11 protein-coding genes are annotated in these 22947 nt (G+C 44.4%); 2 read left to right on the top strand and 9 right to left on the bottom strand.

The features are described from left to right. Window positions 1-177 precede the first annotated feature (177 nt). From ACUYLD_RS09310 to ACUYLD_RS09300, 3 genes are read right to left on the bottom strand one after another with little or no spacing between them, the layout of a single operon-like run. On the bottom strand, window positions 178-1059 hold the full coding sequence (locus ACUYLD_RS09310; protein WP_446674852.1) for a hypothetical protein: 882 nt from the start codon (window positions 1057-1059) through the stop codon (window positions 178-180). Continuing rightward, window positions 1056-9641, bottom strand: a complete 8586-nt coding sequence (locus ACUYLD_RS09305; protein ID WP_446674930.1) for an amino acid adenylation domain-containing protein — start codon at window positions 9639-9641, stop codon at window positions 1056-1058. Before ACUYLD_RS09305 ends, ACUYLD_RS09310 begins: the two co-directional genes overlap by 4 nt. A 6-nt stretch (window positions 9642-9647) precedes the next feature. Further along, window positions 9648-13088, bottom strand: a complete 3441-nt coding sequence (locus ACUYLD_RS09300; RefSeq protein ID WP_446674851.1) for an amino acid adenylation domain-containing protein — start codon at window positions 13086-13088, stop codon at window positions 9648-9650. Window positions 13089-13384: 296 nt separating this feature from the next. On the opposite strand from ACUYLD_RS09300, the gene glsA reads away from it, so the two are divergent. Then, window positions 13385-14323 carry a glutaminase A gene (glsA, locus tag ACUYLD_RS09295; RefSeq protein WP_061828299.1) on the top strand — a complete coding sequence of 313 codons (939 nt, stop codon included), beginning with the start codon at window positions 13385-13387 and terminating at the stop codon, window positions 14321-14323. 73 nt (window positions 14324-14396) lie between these two features. On the opposite strand, the gene ACUYLD_RS09290 is transcribed toward glsA, so the two are convergent. Both ACUYLD_RS09290 and ACUYLD_RS09285 read right to left on the bottom strand, forming a co-directional pair. Further along, on the bottom strand, window positions 14397-15263 hold the full coding sequence (locus ACUYLD_RS09290) for a VOC family protein (protein WP_446674850.1): 867 nt from the start codon (window positions 15261-15263) through the stop codon (window positions 14397-14399). A gap of 47 nt (window positions 15264-15310) precedes the next feature. Then, window positions 15311-15724 carry a DoxX family protein gene (locus ACUYLD_RS09285; protein ID WP_061828297.1) on the bottom strand — a complete coding sequence of 138 codons (414 nt, stop codon included), beginning with the start codon at window positions 15722-15724 and terminating at the stop codon, window positions 15311-15313. 269 nt (window positions 15725-15993) lie between these two features. Here ACUYLD_RS09285 and ACUYLD_RS09280 point away from each other — a divergent pair, with 269 nt between their 5' ends. After that, the gene (locus ACUYLD_RS09280) at window positions 15994-16533 is read left to right on the top strand and encodes a helix-turn-helix domain-containing protein (RefSeq protein WP_250268463.1); all 540 of its coding nucleotides are present in this window, start codon (window positions 15994-15996) and stop codon (window positions 16531-16533) included. A 220-nt stretch (window positions 16534-16753) separates the two neighbouring features. Here the strand turns inward: ACUYLD_RS09280 and ACUYLD_RS09275 are convergent, their stop codons facing one another. The 4 genes from ACUYLD_RS09275 to ACUYLD_RS09260 form a co-directional block, all read right to left on the bottom strand. After that, entirely contained in the window at window positions 16754-17875 is a 1122-nt protein-coding gene (locus ACUYLD_RS09275) for a phosphodiester glycosidase family protein (protein ID WP_250261247.1), read from the bottom strand. Window positions 17876-18096: 221 nt separating this feature from the next. Next, window positions 18097-19563 carry a potassium/proton antiporter gene (locus tag ACUYLD_RS09270; protein ID WP_446674849.1) on the bottom strand — a complete coding sequence of 489 codons (1467 nt, stop codon included), beginning with the start codon at window positions 19561-19563 and terminating at the stop codon, window positions 18097-18099. Between the two features lie 200 nt (window positions 19564-19763). After that, window positions 19764-21152 (bottom strand): class II fumarate hydratase, encoded by a 1389-nt coding sequence (fumC, locus tag ACUYLD_RS09265; RefSeq protein WP_025722755.1) that lies wholly within the window; start codon window positions 21150-21152, stop codon window positions 19764-19766. Between the two features lie 164 nt (window positions 21153-21316). After that, complete coding sequence (locus tag ACUYLD_RS09260; protein ID WP_254349604.1) at window positions 21317-22861, bottom strand: 2-isopropylmalate synthase; 1545 nt, start codon at window positions 22859-22861, stop codon at window positions 21317-21319. Between the last annotated feature and the right edge of the window lie 86 nt (window positions 22862-22947).

Below are 22947 nucleotides of genomic sequence, written 5' to 3'. Positions count from 1 at the left end.
CTGATACATCAGAAGGTCTTTAAACTAAACTGCCGATCTCGTCGGCAGTTTTTATTTGATCTCTTTTCGCTTTACTCCTCCCAATTGGCGTAGCTCCCCCTAGAGCTTGAAAAAAAGCAAAAAAGAAACCCTAATCTTGTGTGGACCGGGTTTCTCAGGCAGCTAATCTAACTTCCTTTACTTATACCAAAGATCATCTGTTTCAAGTTCCTGTAGACTGCTCAAAAACGATTTTGAGTTATCAACATAAAGTTCGGTATCGATATAGTACAGCTTTTTATCATGTAAGCATTGATCAATATACTCTGCATTTAATATACTTTTATCTTCTACATTGGCAGCAAAAGCTTGCAGTTTGGGAAGCGCGGTTTTCTGATATTCAAGCCATGAATGGTGGAATCCAACTGGCTCCTCCAGACAATAAATGTCATGATACAACGCTTCAGCAATTCCCTTCTTCCTGAGATAGTCGGGTGAGAAAGGCATACTTTTGAAGTACCGGCCGGTCATGGCGAACACGCGGTAGCTCCAATGAGGAGCACCGTGATTAGATTGGCAAAAAAGATTCAGGAAGAATACAGAATAGTGCATTTTAATTGTAATAACTTGATGTTTCTTCACTTCCGAAACAATACGATCCGCCATCCGACTGTCAATGATCTCATCAAAATCAGCCAAAATGATCACATCATCGTCTTTAACTTTATCCTGTAAGATAGAGGTACTTCTGTTTCTTTGGCAAGCCTCATTATGAAACGCACTGTTATAGCTGAGCAGACGCCAGTACCAGCGGTCAAAGTTATCTGCGCCGCAGCTATCCACATCGAAGTACAATGAGTGCTTCTCAGGTTCACGAAACAGTTGATCCGCGTGAAATGGATGATGAATCACCTTGGGACCCACATAATCTGGATTAAAGTTGCAGGGCTTATCCAAATAGCTGAACGTCTTGTTGGCTTCGATCACGTGCAGCTCGTCAATCCAGCCGGCATTTTCTTTTATTTTAATATCTGCAATGCGATTTTCATTGAAAAATGGGCAAAATTCATATACTTTCATAATCTGAAGCTCCCCTCCCCTATCATGGTATATAGGCGAACACCGATGCTTTGGCACAGATGTTCGGTTATGAATCGTATTAGCTCAGCGATCGTCTGATCCTTATAATGTAGTGAACTATAATAGCAGGTTAAACTTAATCTATCGCGTCTAAGCCCTGCTGTTATATTTAGCTTGTAAGCAGAGGGATTGTCTGCGGCGTTCGTATTTCCGTAAGAAATGGATAAAGGCTCGTACAACTCATCGGCTATCCCATTCATTTCCTCTGATTGGTAATGGAAAAGCATGTGAGTTTCGTCCTTTAGTGGTTCCGTATTTGGATAAATATTCTGTATCAAATGGCGTAAAATAAAGTAATCCATGCCTTCAGATGGAATATGCCGCAACGTGTGTACGACATGTCCCAGTGTCATTTCCCAATTGTCGGACAGTTCTCCTTGCGGGATCTGAATTCGAAGGGGATATGCTCCGGCGAAAAAACCAATTGTACGATCAATCACGATACCCGGCAAAAAGGACTCACGTTGATAAGACATCACATGCAGCAGCAAATCTGATTGCTTTTTCAATTGGAAACAAGCCTGTGACAATGCCGTCAGTAAGATGCTCAGTGGCGTAGTATGGTGCTTTACAGCCAATGCTTTTAGAAGAAGAATATGCTCCTCTCCTTCAAGTAAATCATACGTTATAGTTCTCATGTGGCGATGAAGTGGCTGTATCTCCGATTCCGTGTCAACCTGTAAAGATTGGCCGCCTTCCACAACCTTACTCCAGAAAGTAGATGCTTTAGGAAAAAAGTCTTTCACCGCATATTGGATCAACGCCATGCACCAATCCCGATAACTGCTTCCCTCCTCCTCCGCATGTAACGCCAGATCATTCCCTTTTCCCGGCAGGAGAAGATGTCTCAACTCTTCTAAAAAAATGTTTATGGAAATCCCGTCAAAAATTAAATGATGGAACAGAAGTAATATCACCTGTTGTCTCTCTTCGCAATAATGGTCAAACAACACAACTTTCCATAAGGGTCCTTCTTTGATATCGAATTCACGCTGCACTTTCGAGCAGTATTCCGAAATGTAGGCGTCATGTGATCCCGAGACCATGTGCAAATCCACGTAAGAGACTACCTGTTCTACACTTATTTTCTGCTCAAACTGATACCATTCATCATCTTCCAGTTGAGCAAAGGATAGTCGTAAAGCCGCATGTTTGTTCAATAGTGACTCAAGCGACGTGTTCAGCAATTCTGTAGGGATGCAATTTTTGAGCCGGGCCAGGTAAGGTACATTAAACATGTTACGATTCACAAGATCTCTTTGAAAAAAACGTTTTTGTACAGCAGATAGCGGAAATCCGTCATCCGGATATGCTTTTCTTATAGACTGAATATATGGGATATCCATATTTGGACTAAGGACAGTTGTTGTATCCGTCATTGCATTGCTCAATGAGAGGGCCAAACGTTCGATCGTCTGTTCGCGAAATATTTGGTTAACCGTAACCGGATATCCGCTTTTTTGCAGCAGACTGGCTATGCGTAGCGCATGGAGCGAATGTCCTCCCAACGTATGAAAGTCTTCATTTTTGCCAATGTAATCTAGCTTCAGAACCATGCCCCAAACTTCTTCTATTGTTTGTTCCAATTCAGTCTTCGATCCAGCATTTGCTTCTCTATCACTACTATGGATTTCAGGTAAAGGAAGCTTTTTGCGATCGATTTTTCCGTTAGCCGTTAATGGGAATGATTTCAGCCAAACGTAACGAAACGGTATCATATAAGATGGAAGACCTTCAGCCATAAAAGTATGAAGCTGCTCCACTCGTTGCTCCTCTTCCGCTGTATAGTAAGCGATCATTCGCAAATCGCCATGAACCTCCCGGACAAAGGCCAGACATTCTTTCACTACAGGATAGCTGCTAAGACGGAACTCGACTTCTCCAAGTTCGATTCGATAGCCACGTAGTTTTACCTGATCGTCAGCCCGTCCAATATACTCGATATTCCCGTCTGGTAGCCATCTCGCCCGATCTCCCGTACGGTATAGAATTAAATTTGTACCTCTTTCACCATCTTTGGCAGAGCGATATGGATTCGGTGCAAACGCATGCAGTGTCAATTGGTTTTGTCGCCAATACCCCCTTGCAACCCCGTCTCCCCCCACGCATAATTCCCCGATTGCTCCGACAGGCTGAACACGACCCCACTTGTCCAGAATATAACAAGTTGAGTTACTAATGGGCTTGCCAATAGGAATATTCTGCTCAAAAGGCTTTTCGATCCGGTAGCTCGTCGAAAAGGTGGTGTTCTCCGTAGGACCGTATACATTGAGAATCGAAAGTTCCGGATAGGCAAGCCGGATACGATTTATATGCTTAACTGACAAAATTTCTCCACCTATGAGCAACCATTGGAGTCCAGCAAATATCTTTTCATTTTCTTCAATCCAGTGATTACACAGTGCGGAACTTAGCCATAGTGTATTAATTCTCCACTCCTTCATCCGCTGCTCCAGCACATGGATATTTAGAAGATCATCTTTTGAAACTACGAACAGCTGTCCTCCATTCAGCAACGTCCCCCAAATTTCAAACGTAGAAGCGTCAAAAACAGGCGAACCCGTATAGAGCAATCTGATATCAGAGGAAAACGGGAAATAAGAGGTGTTTTTTAGCAAGCGAATGACACTGCGATGTTCCACCATAACGCCTTTCGGTTTTCCTGTCGATCCTGATGTATACATTAGATAAGCAAGGTCATTGGGAGCAATCATGTTCTCCTTCTCTTCTTGTTTCACCACTCCATTTTGGTCAAAATGCTCTGTATCAATTAATATTAAATGGATTCCCCTACTGGCTTCCGAGATACGTTCCGCTCCTTCCTGTGAAGTGAGGATGGTGTCCAGTCCAGCGTCCTTGATTAATTCATGGGTTCTTGCTGCCGGAAAATCGGGGTCAATGGGAACATAGGCATATCCCGCTTTCATGATCGCCAGGATGGAGACAATGAATTCAAGAGAGCGCGGCAAGTAAACTCCGATAAACTTTCCATAATTGTTGTCATCAGCATCATCCGTTAACATCTTGGCAATGTGCTGGGACATGAGGTTTAGGGTGTGGTAGGACATAACCTGATTGTGCGCAATTACTGCCGGCTGCATAGGCCGTAGTTTCGCTTGCTCCTGGAATAAATCAACAATTGAACGTTCTCTGGGATATGCTGTATACGTATTGTTCCAGTCATAGACGATTCGTTTATATTCATCCTTGTTCATAAAGCAAACGTCTCCGACGGTGTGATTCGGATATTCCAACACATATTGCACCGTATTTAGCAGATGCTCTGCCAGTCGGCAAACCGTTTCTTGTTTCAGTCGATCTGCATCATACATAAACTTGATGGTGATCTGTTCCCCGTCATTGGCAACGGTGATCGTCATTGGATAATTCGTTTTCTCTCGTTCCTCCATAGCTGACATCTTCAATTCATTTTCAGGCTGCCGATAGTCGTTCAAATAATTTTCGAATGCTACGATGCTGTAAAACATGACATGTCCTTGAATACCAGACCAGCTATTCAGTTCGTTCAGGCTCACATAGCTGTAGTCGTTTAGTTTCTGAATGGTTTGGTGCAGCTTTTGTACATATTCAGTGATGGTTTGCTCCACATTCCAGTGCATGACCAAAGGTAACGTATTAATCAGCATACCCGTGATCCGATCCGATTGTGCAAGATCCGATCCCCTCCCGGACACGACCATGCCAAATACGGTTGTATCCGCATCTTGATAGACTTGTAGCACTTTGCCCCATGCGAACTGCACCAACGTATTTAGCGAAACTTGTGCTTGCTGTACAAAATCAGTGATCCGCTTGGTTCGTCTCGAATCGATACAAAAAGTCTCGATCTGCTGGTTCTCAATCGGTTGATGTACATCGGGAAGTATGCCCTTCTCTATCGGCAGATGGGTCGGCTCCGTTACGTCAGCCAAATATGCCTTCCAGAATGACTCGGCCTCCGTGCGATCCTTATTGTTTAACCAACGAATATAAGTTTCAAAAGAACGGGTCAAGCTGCGCTGTGGCATCCGGTTTTGCAGGCTACAAGCATAGAGTTCATGAACCCGACTCAGTAGTAGCGGCAGGCTCCAACCGTCCAGCAAAATATGATGGTAACTCCAGATCATCGTCCATTCATTCGAAGCGGTCTGAATCAGTGTTATGCGGAACGCAGGCTGACTCAGATCAAAACGGCGATTACGATCCATTGTCATCCAGCGTTCGATACACTTCTGTTGTTGCTCTGGTTGCTCTGCTTCAAAATCCAAAAATCTCCAATTCCATTCTACATTTCGGACAATACATTGTATGGGCTTGTCCAACGCCTCCCAAATGTAGCAAGTCCGCAAGCTATCATTTTCAGAAATGATGCTGTTCCAGGCTTCCCGGTAACGGTCTACCTCTAGCCTGCCATGATATTTCCAACTAACCTGCACAAAGTATTGATCGGAACTAGGATGATCTAAATAATGGAACAGCAGTCCTTCTTGTAAGGGACTTAGGTACATCATTTTATCCAAACCAAATTGCCAATGATATGTCTTTACGATCTGGTCAAGCGAATGCTGTTCCAGTGACACTGATGGAAAATCACTAGGAGTGAACTCTTGGTGTTCAGTCCGGCTGCAATGTTCGATAATAGCAAGCAAATGTGTTATAAAAGTATCTAACAACTGAGTAATGGTGGCTTCTTCATAGTGACGTTTGCTATATTTCATAAACAAATGCAGCTTGCCATGAACAATGGAACAGTTGAGTTCCAATAGGCTTGTTCCATGATTAAGCGGCGAGCTATAATCCTGTGCTGCGTCACTTGTAAACCCTAACCACTGGTTTAATTCGCTCGCATTCCCCTGATCAAACTGGCCCAAGTAGTTGAAAAGAGCCTGAGGTTCAGAAGCTGATAACTCGGAACGGACTTCTGTATTCGGATGGCAGTATCTCAAAGCGCCATATGACATGCCGCGGTGAGGAATACAACGCAACTGCTCTTTGACAGATTTAATCGTCGCTCTCAAGGGGGAATTGTCCGTAATCTGAATGCATACCGGAAACATGGAGGTAAACCAACCGATGGTTCTTGTCAGATCTATATCGGATACAAAGTGCTCACGTCCATGACCTTCTAAGCGAAACGCAATCGTCTTCTGCCCAGACCAAGCGGAGAGCGCCAGGGACCAGGCTGTAAGTAGCAGGTCGTTAATCTCGGTATGGTAAGCTTGGGAGCAATGGTGCAAAAGCAGTTCCGTATCGTCTGGAGTAAGCATCGTAACCCATTCCGAAGATTCACTGCTCTTTTTACGAGCCGGGGAATGGTCCACTGGCAGCACAAATGCTGCAGTTTGATGCTGCACTTTTTTCCAATATTCAATATGACGTAAAGTATCTTTATGTTTAGAATAACTCATCAATACAGAATGCCATTTTTTGTATGGATTTAAAACAGTAGGCAGCGCTATACCCTGATACAATTGATACAAATCCTGGACCAATATTCTCCAAGACACTCCATCAATGACTAGATGATGTATAGTCATAAACAGACGGGTTTTACCGTCAGGGTGACCTTGAATTACTCCTGCATACATCATGGCGCCCGTCTCATAATTCAATTGTCTGTTCCACGTATCACATATGCTTGAAATTTCGGATTCGGGATAATCGACTTGTTGAAGGGTGTAGCTAGCCAGTTGAATGGAAGCATCCTTTCGGTAGCGCTGCGAATACACATGTTCCTTGACTACGATCTCCATTGAAAGCTCTGGATGTAATCGAATCAATTGATTAATGGCAGTTTCCAGCTTCACAGCATCACAATCACTGAGTACAAACAGCTGAGATTGGTTGAAATAATGCGGCTCTACAAACTGTTGCTCGAAAAACCAGTGCTGGATCGGTGTCAAACCAAATTCGCCTGTCAAGTCAACGCTGAGATCTTCCTTTTGATCATTGTCTGTCCAAGTAACCACAGCAGCTAATTTCTGAATGGTTGGATACTCCGCAACTTGTCTTGGAGTAAGCATGATACCATGATCCCTGGCCATAGATACGACCTGAATGGCAAGAATTGAGTCTCCCCCAACCGCGTAAAAATGGTCGTTAACCCCGATATCTCCTCTTTTTAAAATCTGCCGCCAAATCCAAAGCAAGCGCTTTTCGAAACCGTCCTCGTCTGCTTCCACTACTTCATCAGCTTGAATAAATAAGTTGCCCCTCGGATCGGGGAGAGCTCCACGTTCGACTTTTCCGTTTGTATTTACTGGAAATGACTCCAGATAACAAAAATATGAAGGAACCATATAAGCTGGTAATACAGAGTTTAAGTGCTGTGTCAGATCGGCCTCTTTCAGTTCTTCTACGGCAGTATAATAGGCCACCAGTTTATGGTAGGACCCGTCTTTCCAGGCTTGAACGATACATTGACCGATGTCGGGATGTTGGCAGAGCTGATGTTCTATTTCACCCAGTTCGATACGATACCCTCTGATTTTAATTTGTTCATCACTACGGCCGATAAATACCAATTCACCACCCGGCGTCCATTTCACAATGTCCCCGGTTTTATATAACCGCTCACTGTGTGGTGGATTTTCACTGCTGATTACAACCTCTTTGTGAACGAACCGTTCCTGAGTCAGTTCTTCACGATTCAAATATCCTCTGGCAAGCCCTATACCGCCCACCCATAGTTCGCCGGGAACGCCGACAGGCACAGGACTGCCGAATGGATTCAAAACGAATAAACGTTTGTTATAGACGGGTTTGCCGATCGTAATTTCTTTCCCTGGTCTGCAGACAGAAGTAGAACAAATAATCGTCACTTCGGTCGGCCCGTAAGCGTTCACGAATCGTCTTCCTCTTCCCCAATAGTCTACAATATCAGACGTACAGGGTTCTCCAGCAGATACAATTGTCCGTAACCTTGGCAGTTCCCTATGTTTCATCGTTCGCAGCACAGATGGTGTTAGCATGGCAATGTGGATATTTTTCTCTTCAAGAATATCTGAAATGTCTGCATAAGGAGGCAGTTCCTCGTCTGACAGAACAACCACTGTTCCGCCTACTGATAGCGTGCCGATCCATTCGTAGACCGAAGCGTCGAAACTAATGGAGGCGAATTGCATGACTCTTGAATCTGAGGTGATACCAAACTTTTCAACAAGATAAGGGATCAACGTAACCAGACCAGCGTGTTCAATAAGCGTTCCCTTTGGTCTTCCAGTAGAACCGGATGTGTAGATGACATAAGCCAGATCATTATGTTTAACCTTGATCTTCAAGTTTTCGTAGGGATAGTAGCCCTGCCGTACCAAGCATTTATCCACACAAATCAGCGAATGTGCTCCCATATCCATTTGAGAAATATATGGATTCAGCCTACTTACTAATTGGCTGTGCGTTATAATCATTTGTGCCTGTGCATCTTCTAAAATAAATCGCAGCCGTTCCCCAGGATATTGGGGATCGATCGGAAGATAAGCAGCGCCCGCTTTCATAACTCCAAGCATCGACGGGATCACATCTGCGCTTCTATCCAAGACGATGGCAATCAGCGTGCCGGTCGGCAGAACGCCATGCCCCTGTATCGAATACGACTCTAAAATCATGCGGCTGATTTGATTTGCCCGGTGATTTAACTCATAGTAGGTCAGCTTCTGCTCTCCAAACTCTAAAGCGATTGCATCGGGTGTTTGGCCAGCCTGCTCCTCGATCAAATGAACCACAGTTTTATCCAAAGGATAGGCCTGTTCCGTATCATTCCATTGTTGCATCTGTCTGCGTTCTCTTGTGGTCAGCATGGGGTGAAATAGTACCGTCTTCTCCGGAAGAAGGAGTGCATTTGCCAGCAGTGTTTTGAAATGGCCTGCGAATCTAGCGATTTGCCTTTTTCCCAAACGACTGCCATCATACTGTATTGCGCACTCCAATACATCCGGGCCATAACGGTAGCAGAGCGCGATTTCTGGCTGATCTATACCGTAAAGGGGAGGAGACTTTTCCACATTCAAACTTGGAGAAGGAAAGTCACCATAAATTTCTGAGATACCCACATTGAAGAAATCCTTCTTCCCCCCTAATAGAGGATCGAATTTAGTTTGCTGCGAAAAATCCTCTCTCCACTCGTCGCTACTAAGTTGTTTGTTCCATTCCATTTGTATCCTTTGTATCAAAGAGAGAAGATGATCTTCCTTCTGTATATGAATGAGTAGTGGATAATCCAGACGACATCCTTTCCCTTCTTTGTCTGATACCACGGAATATAAAACAGGCAGAGCATATTGATTGGCGTAATGGGATAACAGTACGGACCATATGGCTGTTATAAAAGAAGGCATACCCAGCTGATGATGCTGTACAAAACCCATAATCGTTTTGACCTGTCTTGTCCCCAAACGAATCTTGTAAAGCGCTTGATCATGACCTTCGGGCTGTCCGGCATTTCCACTATGGTGAGAAAATAAAGGCAAGTAACGTCGCGGCCTATCAGAACAACTCTGATAAGATGTATTGGCTGATTCCATCACTTATTAAACCTCCCCTATCCGGGATGCCATACCTACAGCTTGATAAAAAGCAGCCCTGACTTCCTTAACCTCTATCTCGTAACTGCATCGTATAGAAAAAATAAGGCCGTCCGTGTAGGAAGAAGCAATGCAATTGAACAGTGAATAGATCGGCAGCGGATTTGGTTGCTTTATGACAGTATCATCATAATAATTGTTGTATTTTGAGCCTGCTTTGGCACTGTTTCCTAAATAGTTAAACATGAATAAGTCTAGTTGCTCGTACTGCTTCCCAAACTGTGCAAGTGTTCTGGCACGTTTCCACTTGTCTTTGTAATCAGGACTCGTAAAAAGATGCATAAAATTAATCGTGTGGTGCTTTAATAAATCTAGTCTGCTTCTGACAGACTGCATCATTTCATCTGGATTCTGCTTCAGTTCCATCAGCATAGGCACAAAATCGATAAATTCACCGGCCGTGTTATAATAAGCCGCCTCGTCGTACCTTCTTCCATCATATAAAAATAACAATGGTAGCTTATCCATACCTAAATAAGTTTGCAAGCCCTTTGTATAGACAGAAAGCGCAAACTCCAAAGAAGGATCTTCAGCAGGGATACTTACGTTAAACAGGTAGGCTTCTGTGCTCGTTCGAAGCTTCGGAGCTTGGAAGACATTTTGCTTGCTTTTTTGGAACGCTTCCAAATTAAAGGCTGATATCAATTCTTGTTCCGTGATTCCTTTCGGTCCACTTTGGATTTGTTTAACATACTCCACATAGGGCTTCACTTCATCCTTAGGAAGGGGTCGATTTTGAAGCAGACTCCTGTAGTAAGCAATCAACTGTCGTTCGGCTACTTCCGAGGTCACCCGATCGCATATCGCATGATGATAAATAGTAATGACATAATGTTCACGCAGGTTTCGTTTCAGCACAAACATGTAGAACAAAGTATGTTCTCCGGCGAATCGGGTGTTCGTTACATAATCATTTATCATGTCCGTAATAGGACCACATGGATTGTAATCCGACACGTCAATGATGTTTAGCTTTGGCAAACCATCGCTAGAAAGTACGTGTTCCCTCCAATAAGTCCATCCATCTCTTTGGACCGGGACGCTTCTCAGTAATCCTTGACTTTGTATAAAAAGAGCGTAAGCCTGATCCAAAAAATCGTAATTCACACACTCATCTAGCCTAAATATACCTAAGCTTGGAGGTGTATGAAACGAGATTTGCATTTGTTGAATTCCACTTAGCGGATATTCTTGTGCCACTTGCCCTGTTTTAATCCACTGATCTTTTCTCAAATAATCGTCTTCCAGCCGCTTGCGTAAACTTGCCGCCTGATCCAGATCCATGCTTTTTAAGCCCAGACGCTGGAAAAACTCCTCTTCATCCATGGTCCAGTATGGATCAGCCATTTTAGCTTTTTGATGCAGTGGTACAATGTAGTGAGGCAGTAGCTCTTGAGCTATTTTCCCATCCATGATCCGCATGATATGGTTTACGTCGGCCGCCGTGTCGTAGTAAAGCACCTGAATATCTCTAACTTCGTGAATAAAATCCCTTACTTGGTATTTCACCAGCTCGTAAACACCATCTGTTTCTTGGTGAAGCCAAGACATCAACTCTTGTGTTGTTTCTATGATGTCCTGCTGCTTTTGGGACCCTATAACACTATTCTGAGTTGAACGAAGATAATCAGCGAGTGCCCGAATCGTTTTATAGTGGTAAATGTCTGTTAAAGTGGCGTGATATCCTGCACGCTCCATTCTCGACATTAATGTAAGCGCATGAATAGAATGCCCACCGAGGTCGAAGAAGCTATCTAAAACACTGAACTGCTGCACCCCCAATACATCCTGCCAGATGTCCATCAGCTTCGTTTCCAGTCCCGGCTTCGGAGACACATATTCTGCACCACCATGTATATTCTCTTCAAGGGCCAACAGTGCCTTGCGGTCCAGCTTACCATTCAGTGTCAATGGCATTTGCTCTAGTTGTATATAAAAAGATGGAATCATGTAATTTGGCAGCTTTATAGAGAGAGCGGTTTTAATTTCATCTGCTGTCAGTTTTTTGGTCGCCGTAAAGTATGCTTCCAGCTGCTTTTGACCGTCCTCCTTTTCACGGGCGATAACTGCCGCTTCTTGTATATCATCTACTTTTAATAAATGCGACTCTATTTCCCCAGGCTCAATTCGAAAACCCCGTATTTTCACTTGATCGTCGATCCGACTGATATATTCGATGTTTCCGTCCGCTTGCTCTTGCACCCAATCTCCAGTTCGATACAACCTGCCTCCAGGTACCCATGATGACTGAATAAACCTCTCTTCTGTCAGCTCTGGACGATTCAAATAACCTTTAACTAATCCATCGCCAGCGATGTACAGTTCACCTGCAACTCCCTGCGGCAGAGGATGCTGCTCTTGATCCAAGATGTAAACCTTCGTGTTGCTGATTGGTTTGCCGATCGGTACGGTATTTGCATTTTCGTCCAAATGATCAATCGGGTAATAAGTAGCAAATACCGTGCTCTCTGTCGGTCCATAGACATGAATTAAACGGCCCGGACCTAGACGGGCAAACGCTTTACGCACATGGCTGACTGAAACCTTCTCACCACCGAATAGCAAGGTTTCAATAGTTGCAAAGCAATCGGGATTCACATCCACCAATGCATTAAAAAGTGCTGTTGTGACGAAGCATTTCGTGATCTGTTGTGTCCGTAGGACGCTTGATAGCTCACGTGCATTCATGGTTTGATCTTGTGAGTTCAATACGAGAGTGCCTCCGTTAAGCAAAGCCCCATAAATACCAAATGTAGAACCATCGAACGAAAAACTGGCCACTTGTAATATCCTATCTTTTGACGAGAATTGGATGTAATTCGTCTTTTTAACAACACGTATAATATTGTAGTGCATCGTCAGGGCGCCCTTAGGTTCGCCGGTAGAGCCAGACGTATACATAATGCAAGCAAGAGTATCGGAACCTTGATTAGATGTGAGATTCCCTGTTTCTTTCCCATAGTTCCGCTTGTCCAACAAATCCAGTACAACACTGGCGAGCTCTGTTTGTTGGTGGATTGGAAGCCGGGTCAGCAGGAGATTTGCACCAGAATCAGTCAGCATATAGCGTATACGTTCCTTCGGGTATTCAGGATCAATCGGCACATAGGCACCCCCAGCTTTTAAAATCCCGAAAATTCCGATGATCATTTCCAATGAACATTCGACCATAATTCCGACAGCCTCGTCATTATCTAAACCTTTAGCCCGCAAAACATGTGCTAGTTGATTAGCCTGTTTGTTCAGATCAGCATACGTCAAGTGCTTGTCCCCAAATACAACCGCTATGTGATCCGGTGTGCGCTCAACCTGCTCTTCAAACAATTGATGAATCGTTTTCTCCCGCGGGTAATCCGCTAACGTACCGTGTAACATGTTCCACTTCATCTCCTTCTCCTATTAACTTTTTTTTAAAAATGGGAATCTTTCTTATGAGCCAACGCTAAAAAAGAGTATGGTGGCACTTAGAAGTGATTTCGGATAGGCAGTTGGATGAAGTGAATGAAGACTACAGAGGATAAACCATAATACCGATATTACATTAGGTTGGGTATTTAACTGGAGAAAAAGAAATGACATCAGAGCTTGTTTTTCAACTGAAAATTTCTTTAAAATAAGTATATAGCTACTTTTTGCTCTACAATAAAATACCACAGATTGGTTACTCGACTGGAGGAAAAGAAATGACATCGGAGTGGCAGAGATTACAGACCAAACTGCCGGAATGGGTAGAACAAAGCCGTCATGAGTATATTCATGGCAAGGTAGCAGCATATATTCCTGAGCTGTCCAAAGCCCCGGCCGACGCGCTGGGTGTTGTTGTAATGAACGGTGCGGGTGAAACTGTGGTAGCCGGAGATACGGAAATCCAATTTACGATGCAAAGTATCTCAAAGGTATTTACGCTCATTCTGGCCTTGATGGATAATGGAGAGGACGTTGTCTTCTCTAAAGTGGGTATGGAGCCTACCGGAGACCGTTTTAATTCCATGCTAAAGCTAGAACTAGTTGAACCGGGCATTCCGTTTAACCCACTGATTAACGCCGGAGCAATCGCAGTCTCCTCTCTGATTCGCGGGAACAGTCCAGAAGAGAGATTTGCCCGTGTTCTCCAATTTTTCCGCCTGCTTACCCACAATGACACATTGGAATATGATCAGGATGTCTACGATTCAGAATCAGCTACAGGCCATTTGAACCGTTCCCTTGCTTATTTTCTAATGGAAAAAGGAATTTTAAGAGGTCATGTGGAGGATGTGCTTGAAGTTTATTTCAGACATTGTGCTGTCAAATTGAACTGTACTGATTTAGCTCGTATGGGACTTGTATTAGCTTACAATGGTCGAGATCCAGTGACAGGTATACCGCTGATTCCCCGCCGCTATGTACAGATCGCCAAAACATTTATGACGACATGTGGCATGTATGACGCCTCAGGGGAATTCGCCATTCAAGTCGGACTACCTGCCAAAAGCGGCGTATCAGGCAGTATTATGACGATGGTACCCGGACGATATGGCATTGGACTGGTTGGACCTTCTCTGAACCGTATGGGCAACAGTACAGCTGGTGTACACTTGCTGGAGAAGATGTCTCGGGATTTGGACTGGAGCTTGTTCTAAGTATACGAAAAAAGGGTATTCCCAGCCTTTACGGCTTAATAGGAATACCCTTTTTTGTTACGTGCCTTCTTTGTTACGAGATTTGACCGTTAATCAGTTTAATTTGAATGCGGAACGGATCAGCTACATACTTGGCGCCCTCGCGTTCTTGCACTCCATAGCCTGCTGCCTCTAAACGAGCGACAATGGCATCCAATTCCTTCTGATCTGGTACGATCAATTCAAAATAATCCAATCCGGCAGCGTGCTCAGGAGCTGGTGGGGCTCCTTCACCTGCCCATATATTCAAGCCCATATGGTGGTGGTAACCACCTGCGGAAACGAACAAGGCTGAAGAGCCATACCGGCACGTAATGTCAAAGCCAAGCACATCGCAATAAAATTGCTGTGCTTTGAGCAAATTAGACACATGGAAGTGGACGTGCCCAATTACCGTTCCCTGAGGTAGTCCCTGCCAAGGTAGATTTTCGGAAATCGCAACCAAGTTTTCTGCATCCACGGGATCTGTTCCCATCATGTAAAATCCATTAGCATCCTTTTTCCATTGATCACGGGGACGATCTGCATAGATTTCAATTCCGTTATTATCGGGATCATGGATATAGAGGGCTTCACTTACATCATGATCTCCCTGTCCGATTTCAACCTCATGAGCCAGCAGATTACGTAAGGTCAGGCCCAGAGCTACACGGTTTGGTAAAAGAATAGCAAAATGATATAACCCGGCAGCAGATTGACGCGGCAGAATAACTGCATTTTCAATATAGTTAAGGATCAGTAGCGCATGCTTCCCATCGACAGTCAATTCGGCGGTATTCGCCGTTTGACGCAGTAGCTGAAAACCAACCACCTCTGTATAAAATTGAATAGAACGCTCCAAGTTACTAACTTTTAATGAAACCTGCCCAATTTTGGTGTTGTCATGTATATGTGCTGTCATGAGATTTCCCTCTTTCTACATGGATTGGAGGACTAAACAATCAAAAATTACTTTTCTGTTGACTCACGACGCCCGAACAAAGAGTCCAGAGACAAGCGAGTCGTTGGTGCAAATACCAGATGAAGAGCTACCAGAATAAAAGCAATATCCAGCTCATAGCCAGCGCCTTGACCATTCCCCATCAACCCGCCGGACAGTTTTGCTGTAAAAATGGCGCCGATCAAAACAATAACCAAAAGCCCAGATACATAACGAGTAAGCAATCCAAGAATCAATGCAATCCCGCCGACCAACTCAATCACCGCAACGACATAACCTAGAAATCCTGGAACGCCAATGCTGGCAAACCAGCCTGCTACATTACCCAACCCCATTTGGAATTTAGCAATTCCGTGTGCCAAAAACAAAATTCCCAGTGCCACCCGCATAATTGTAGAAATGTTTCTGCTTGCTGAACTCATGTTTATCTCTCCATTCTGTTTGTTTATTACACTCATACAAGTGCATATGAATAATTAATTTATATTACTAATAATTTGGTTAAAAAAATAATCCTGTCTGAATCTATGCCGCAACACATTAGTGTGAATCAAACTCGAATTATTAGTAATAGAAATAATTATTTTGTAATGTGAATTTATCATAAGAAACTGTAGTCTGTCAACAAATTATTTGGTATGATAAATATTAAATTAGTATACATTATATTTCCTTAAAGGAGGAACGTTCTATGAGTATAGGATGCAACATACGCGCTGCTCGTAAACGTAAAAATTTATCCATTCAGCAAATATGCGAACGAACCGGACTATCGCAAGGGTTTATGAGTCAAGTAGAAAATAATAAAACCTCCCCTTCCATCGCTACATTGGACAGTATCGCTAATGCGCTTAAGGTCCCTCTCGCTTTTCTGCTTCTTAAAGATGAGGAACGGATGCAAGTAATTCGCAAGGACGAGCGCCGTAAAACCTTATATGGTAAAAACAACCTCCAGGTTGATCATTTGGGAGGGCAAGGAAACGTTAAAATGATGCTGGTGGACATGCCGCCAGGCTCGTCTACAGAAGAGGAGCATGCTCATGGGGGAGATGAGATTCATTTTATCTTGGAGGGCACGGTATACGTGGAGCAAGGCGAGGATTCGGCTACTCTGGAAGCAGGGGATTCCTTTAGCTGGAGAGCAGCTATCCCCCACTATGCCAAAAATGTGGGAGATAGCAACGCCCGAATTCTGATCTCCGTGTTTCTCGAAGCAGATAATGACGCTTAATCGATATTTACGCAAGCACGAAGTAACAAAAGTACAAATTCCATCAACAAAAGCGCGTACCGGAAGTATCTTTACTTCAACGATCCGCGCTTCTTATATTTTCACTTGCTATTGCTGTTCTTAACTTATTCCATCGCTTGTTGGACATCTGTACGCGATTCCCACGGTAACTTGAAGGTTTTCATAATTTGTTTGGTATCGGCCGGGAATCATTCCAGATCTATCTCTTTTTGGCTGCGTCAATGTCTCCAGGATTCAGACCTTCCCATATGTTTGGGATACTAACAGTCTCTGGATGCTCAAATACGAGAAACGCAGTCGGCAAATACCGCTCTCCGTATTCAGAAGAAGGCTTGTTCACAATGGCATTATCCTTGACGAGCACCGTTGAAGAACCTCCATCCAGATTAGCACCGATAACCGCTCCATGTTTAAGCAAAATATTTTGCATATCATACAAGTTGGCACCAATGCTGTACCCAGGCTGACGACCGTCGATGGTCACGAATATAATGGCCCCGTCTGCTCTTTGCCCCATTGCGGTACGGGGAGCAATTCCCCACCCCTCGCTTGCATTGCGAATCAAACCTTTCCCATTCACGATTAGGCGTGGTTGAAAAGTAACCGCTTCTTGTACATTCATTTTGGACAACTCTGACAACGAATAGTGACCGGCTATCATTTTTCCCTGTTTATCAATACCTACGATTTGAACAGAGGCATTTTTGCCCATGTCATTGTAGTATATCTCGCCCTGGGAAATGACAACGCCAATCGGTTTAAAACCATTCCCATTCCAGTTGGGATCGGCAAAGCCACCGCCATTTACGCCAGCAACAGCCCCTAAACGCTCGACCATACTAGATACCCTTTCTCCCCGGCCGACCTTGGCAGGAACCCCGAGCCGAATTTTAGTAGGGTCATGCACCGTCATAACATAGCCATGATAGTTACGGCCCGATACCTCTTCCACTTCAACCAGCGGCGTTTGTTGTACTTTGGTCGGTATCAGATCAGGCAAATTGATTGTATGTCTGTCCTTCTCCTCACCCATCGCTTCAAAACGGGCCGAATATTCAGCCACACGTTTTTTCGCCTCTGCTTCACCGATAAAGTACTTCGCCCAGTGACGATGTTGGGTCGTGATCAGCGTATCCGCAGCCAAATAGCGCATGTCCTTGCCAGATGACGTTAAGAACAACCACGCACCACCCCCTATTCCTGCTACCAGGAATACAATAAACAGTCGCAGTATAAAACGACCGAATTTTCCTTTTCGTTTCTTTTTTCTATTTTTCTGCCTGCGAGCTACTGCACGCTTTGGCAAGACTTCCGGTTTCATTCATCATCTCTCCTGTTATTGGTGACTTCTATCTTATTCATCACTATGGCCCATCAAATGATCCGTAACGATAGGCAGCGACATCTAACGACAATATCATAAACTAATTTTGTAGAATGATAGTGTCAATTTTTTAACAGATTCATCCACTCTGAAAAAAACACAGGAAAAAGTCCTCCACATGAATGTGAAGGACTGTAATTAAGGGTACTCTACGCTTTTTACGGAGCAGCCTCTGGTTCGAGCAGCATGAACAGTTCTTTCATCTGCTGTCGCTTGAGTTTGGGACTAAGCACATACAATGTATCGCCCGGTTCAATCACCGTCGTACCTCTCGGGGCAATAATTTGCTCGTTCCGAATTATAGCTGTGAATAAAATATCTTCAGGCAGCTGTATATCCTGAATCGCTTTGCCCGCAATCGACATCCCTTTTTGTACCTGAATGTGGTTAATTTCCGAAGTGGTTTTTCCCAGAGAAACTAATTCCAGCAGTGAAGGAGATGACGTCTCGTTAGGGTCCATCAAGCCAAGCTTCACCGCTAGCCACGAAATAGTGGTACCTTGAATAATCGCAGAAGTGAGCACGACGAAAAATACAACATTAAAAAACAAGGGTCCTACATCCATCTCATCCAGTAAAGGATAGGTTGCTAGTACAATAGGTACCGCCCCCCGCAGTCCTGCCCAGGATAACAGTGTCTTCTCGCGCACAGAGTATCTGGAAAAAAGTAAGCTTAGGAATACGCCTATTGGACGAGCCACGAGCATGAGGATGAAGGAGAGCGCCAAGCTTTGCCACGCAATGCCCAGCAATTGATCGGGAAAGACCAATAACCCGAGCAGGACAAACATCATAATCTGCACCATCCAGGCGAAACCATTGTTAAAATGGATAATGGATCGCTTGTAGGTCAAGTCGGAATTTCCCAAGACAATGGCCATGACATAAACCGCCAGCAATCCGCTTGCCTCCAGTAACGATGCCGCCGCATACGTCAAGACCGCAAATGCCAGCGCCATCACAGGATACAAACCGGATGAATCAAAATTCATTTTATTAATCGCATATACACCTATGCGTCCGAGTACAAAACCAACGACTAAACCGAAACCCATTTCCCATAAAAATAACAAGATATGTATCCAAATGGATTGCTCAGGGTGATGTATCAGCTCAATCAATGTTATCGTGAGAAATACAGCCATCGGGTCATTACTGCCGGATTCCGCTTCGAGCGTTGAGGTAATTCGTTTTTTGATGTTTTTACCTCCTAGAACGGAAAACACGGCCGCCGCATCGGTCGATCCGACAATAGCGCCAAACAGCATGGATTCCATCCAGCTTACGCCTAAAATAAACTTGGCGCATACGCCAATGACTACGGTCGTAATGATGACCCCTAACGTTGATAATGATAACGCAGGTCGAATAACTGGTTTAACGTCTGCAAACTTTGTCTGCATCCCGCCTTCAAACAAGATTACAATGAGCGCGAGAATGCCAACTAGCTGTGTGATAAAGGCATTATCAAAATAAATAAACTGACTGAGCACCATACCTACCGCAATAAACAAAACGAGCGCAGGCATACCGAAACGGCTGGAAAATTTGGTAGTCAGCACGCCGACCAGCAGCAAGCCGGACAGCAAAAGTACAATCAAATTAATAACGGTTGTCTGTTCCATACGGCTTCTCCTATCTTGAAAATAGATGTTCAATTTTTCGCCTTCTATCTATATACCCTCAAATCACACAGAATACTAATCCTAAATAAAAAATTATATAATAAAATCAAAAAATCCAGCTCATGGTTTGTGCTAAATCGCACTCCATGAGCTGGTTTGTATATTTTTTATAAGGCTTAAGCAGAGACTATCGTCGTGCTTTAGGCTTTAGGATGAATCATATGCGCAGGTACAACATATTGATCGAACTGTTCTTCAGTCAACAGTCCGCTGCGGAGTGCCGCTTCTTTTAGGGACAGCCCTTCTGCATGTGCAAGTTTGGCGATTTTAGCGGCATTTTCATATCCGATATGTGGATTCAATGCCGTCACCAGCATCAGCGAATTATTCAAATTGTGCTCAATTTTAGCGAGATCAGGCTCGATGCCAATCGCACAGTTGTCGTTAAAAGCAATCATGGAATCGGCCAGCAAATGAACAGATTGCAAAAAATTGTAGATGATTACTGGCTTAAACACGTTCAGTTCAAAATTACCCTGACTCGCAGCAAAACCGATAGCTGCATCATTACCCATTACTTGCGTAACGACCATCGTCAGTGCTTCACTTTGAGTCGGATTCACCTTACCTGGCATGATGGAGCTACCTGGCTCGTTAGCAGGAATCGTGATTTCGCCCAAGCCGCTACGCGGACCACTTGCCAGCCAGCGAACATCATTGGCGATTTTCATCAAATCGGCCGCGAGCGCTTTGACTGCTCCATGTACGGCCACCACTTCATCGTGGCTGGTCAGTGCATGAAATTTATTGGGTGCGGAAGTGAACGTTTTGCCAGTGAAACTAGAAATTTCCGCAGAGGTTCGGGAGCCGAACTCTGGATGAGCGTTAATTCCTGTCCCCACCGCGGTTCCGCCAATCGCCAGCTCCTTCATGTATTGCACCGTGTCAATGATAATTCGCTTGCTCTTGTCCAGCATGGCATACCAGCCGCTTATTTCCTGCCCCAGCGTCAGCGGTGTCGCATCTTGTAAATGGGTTCGTCCAATTTTTATAATATCCTTGAATTGCTCTGACTTCTGTTGAAAAGTCTCTTTCAGCTTATCAATGGCAGGCAACAAACGGTCCTCAACTGCAATGACACCCGCTACATGAAGCGCCGTAGGAAACGTATCATTTGAGCTTTGCGACATGTTTACATCATCATTGGGATGCAGCTTCGTATCTTTTCCCTGCTCTTGTAACCATTGGCTTCCCAGATGAGCAATCACTTCATTTACATTCATATTGGACTGCGTACCGCTTCCTGTCTGCCATACAACCAACGGGAAATGGTCATCAACCCGCCCTGCGAGAATTTCGTCCGCTGCATAAATAATGGCGTCCTGCTTCTCCTGTGATAGCTTACCCAGCTTATAGTTACTGATCGCCGCGCTTTTTTTAAGCACCGCGAACGCCTGTATGACCTCTAATGGCATTTTCTCCGAGCCAATCGGAAAATTTTCCTTGCTGCGCTGTGTTTGCGCTCCCCACAGACGGTCTGCCGGTACCTTGATTTCGCCCAACGTATCCTTTTCGATGCGGTAGTTCAACTCATTTCCTCCTCTTGGCCTATATAATTCAGACAAAATATGGTGCTCTCTCTTGCCTATTATACATTAAATTTCAAATGTTATCATTTATTTTGCAAGCGCTTTTTTACGATGCGGCCAGAGGAGGCGAAAGGAAATTTAATTTACAAGCATGGCTACTAGGTTCAACTAATGGTGATATTGCTTTTGCCATGGACTTCTTTTCTGCCCAGTAGCTTGTTCAGCGCATCGATGTAAGCTTTGGCGCTAGCTTCCAAAATATCAGTACTTGTGCCTCTTCCCAGAGCTGTGTACTCACCTTGCCTCAAAATAGCGTGTACTTCCCCCAACGCATCTTTGCCATATGTTACAGATTGGATCGAATAATCCTCCAACTCCACCTCTTCACCACTGGCCTTGTCTATAGCATGGAAAATCGCATCTACAGAACCGTTACCCATTGCTACTTCATCAATTGCTGTCCCATCTTGTTTACTCAACCGAATGGATGCGACTGGAACCGACTGATTGCCATAAGACACCTGAATGGAATCCAGTGTGTACATTTGAGGTGAGGCATTGCGGCTTTCGTCCATCAGGACGTGCAAATCTTCATCTAGCACCTGTTTTTTCTTATCCGTCAAGGCCTTGAATTTGCGGAACGCCTCTTGCAGCTGTTCCTCCGTCAAAGCATCAAACCCCATGTCCGCCAGTTTTTCTTTAAATGCATGTCGACCCGAGTGCTTGCCCAACACAAGTTTACTCGTCTTCAGCCCAATACGCTCAGGGGACACGATCTCATACGTTGTACGCTCTTTAAGCATTCCGTCCTGGTGTATACCGGACTCGTGAGCAAACGCATTGGCTCCAACAATGGCCTTGTTTCCCGGTACCGACATCCCCGTACGTTTGCTCACCAGTCGACTGGTGGCATACAGCTCCTCCAAAACCAGACTCGTTTGTGCACCATAAAGCTCAGTTCTGGTATCAAGGGCCAGTGCAACTTCCTCGATAGGTGTATTTCCGGCTCGCTCACCGATTCCATTGATGGTACCTTCAAATTGATCTACACCATTACGGATGGCCGCCAGCGTGTTAGCTGTTGCCATGCCAAGATCATCATGACAATGTGTGCTGAGTTGTATTTTTTCGATACCGGGCACTTGTTGCTTTACAATTCTAAACATTTCACCGAACTGATCCGGCGAGGCATATCCCACCGTATCCGGTAAATTGACGACCGTCGCTCCAGCACGAATCGCCATATCCACGACTTCACAAATAAAGTCCAGCTCGGTACGACTGGCGTCCTCTGCTGAAAATTCTACCTTGCTGAAATACTTGCGTCCATAACGAATGGCAGCAGCAGCGGTCTCTAATACTTTCGCTTTATCCATTCGCAGCTTATGTTGGCGGTGAATGGGTGAGGTAGCCAGGAACAAATGAAGACAGGTATCCTCAGCTCCTCGTAGCGCCTCTCTGACTGCATCAATATCCTGTTCTTTCGAGCGTGCAAAACCAACCAGTGTTGCTTGGGTAACCTGTTTGGCAATCTCCTGCATGCTGATAATCTCACCAGGCGAGGTTGCTGGAAAGCCGGTCTCAATCCGATCTACGCCTAATTTTTGCAGCTGAAGAGCAATTTCCACCTTTTCTGTGCTGGTTAAACTAACTCCTGGTGATTGCTCTCCATCTCTTAACGTTGTGTCCAACACCCATATTTTGCGCATACAGATACCACCTTTGGTTTGATTTTAGGAGATGCTCAAGTAAAAGGCTCAAAAGATCATCATATTCATCTGATCATCTGATGTTT

The organism is Paenibacillus sp. SER-28, assembly GCF_052906305.1.
This window is presented reverse-complemented; position numbering and strand designations above follow the sequence as displayed.

Excerpts from the sequence above, each read along its gene's own strand:
- ACUYLD_RS09260 (WP_254349604.1), bottom strand. The coding sequence starts at position 22,861 with ATGCGCAAAATATGGGTGTTGGACACAACGTTAAGAGATGGAGAGCAA.
- ACUYLD_RS09270 (WP_446674849.1), bottom strand. The coding sequence starts at position 19,563 with ATGGAACAGACAACCGTTATTAATTTGATTGTACTTTTGCTGTCCGGC.
- ACUYLD_RS09310 (WP_446674852.1), bottom strand. The coding sequence starts at position 1,059 with ATGAAAGTATATGAATTTTGCCCATTTTTCAATGAAAATCGCATTGCA.
- ACUYLD_RS09305 (WP_446674930.1), bottom strand. The coding sequence starts at position 9,641 with ATGGAATCAGCCAATACATCTTATCAGAGTTGTTCTGATAGGCCGCGA.
- ACUYLD_RS09275 (WP_250261247.1), bottom strand. The coding sequence starts at position 17,875 with ATGAAACCGGAAGTCTTGCCAAAGCGTGCAGTAGCTCGCAGGCAGAAA.
- ACUYLD_RS09290 (WP_446674850.1), bottom strand. The coding sequence starts at position 15,263 with ATGACAGCACATATACATGACAACACCAAAATTGGGCAGGTTTCATTA.
- ACUYLD_RS09280 (WP_250268463.1), top strand. The coding sequence starts at position 15,994 with ATGAGTATAGGATGCAACATACGCGCTGCTCGTAAACGTAAAAATTTA.
- glsA (WP_061828299.1), top strand. The coding sequence starts at position 13,385 with ATGACATCGGAGTGGCAGAGATTACAGACCAAACTGCCGGAATGGGTA.
- ACUYLD_RS09300 (WP_446674851.1), bottom strand. The coding sequence starts at position 13,088 with ATGAAGTGGAACATGTTACACGGTACGTTAGCGGATTACCCGCGGGAG.
- ACUYLD_RS09285 (WP_061828297.1), bottom strand. The coding sequence starts at position 15,724 with ATGAGTTCAGCAAGCAGAAACATTTCTACAATTATGCGGGTGGCACTG.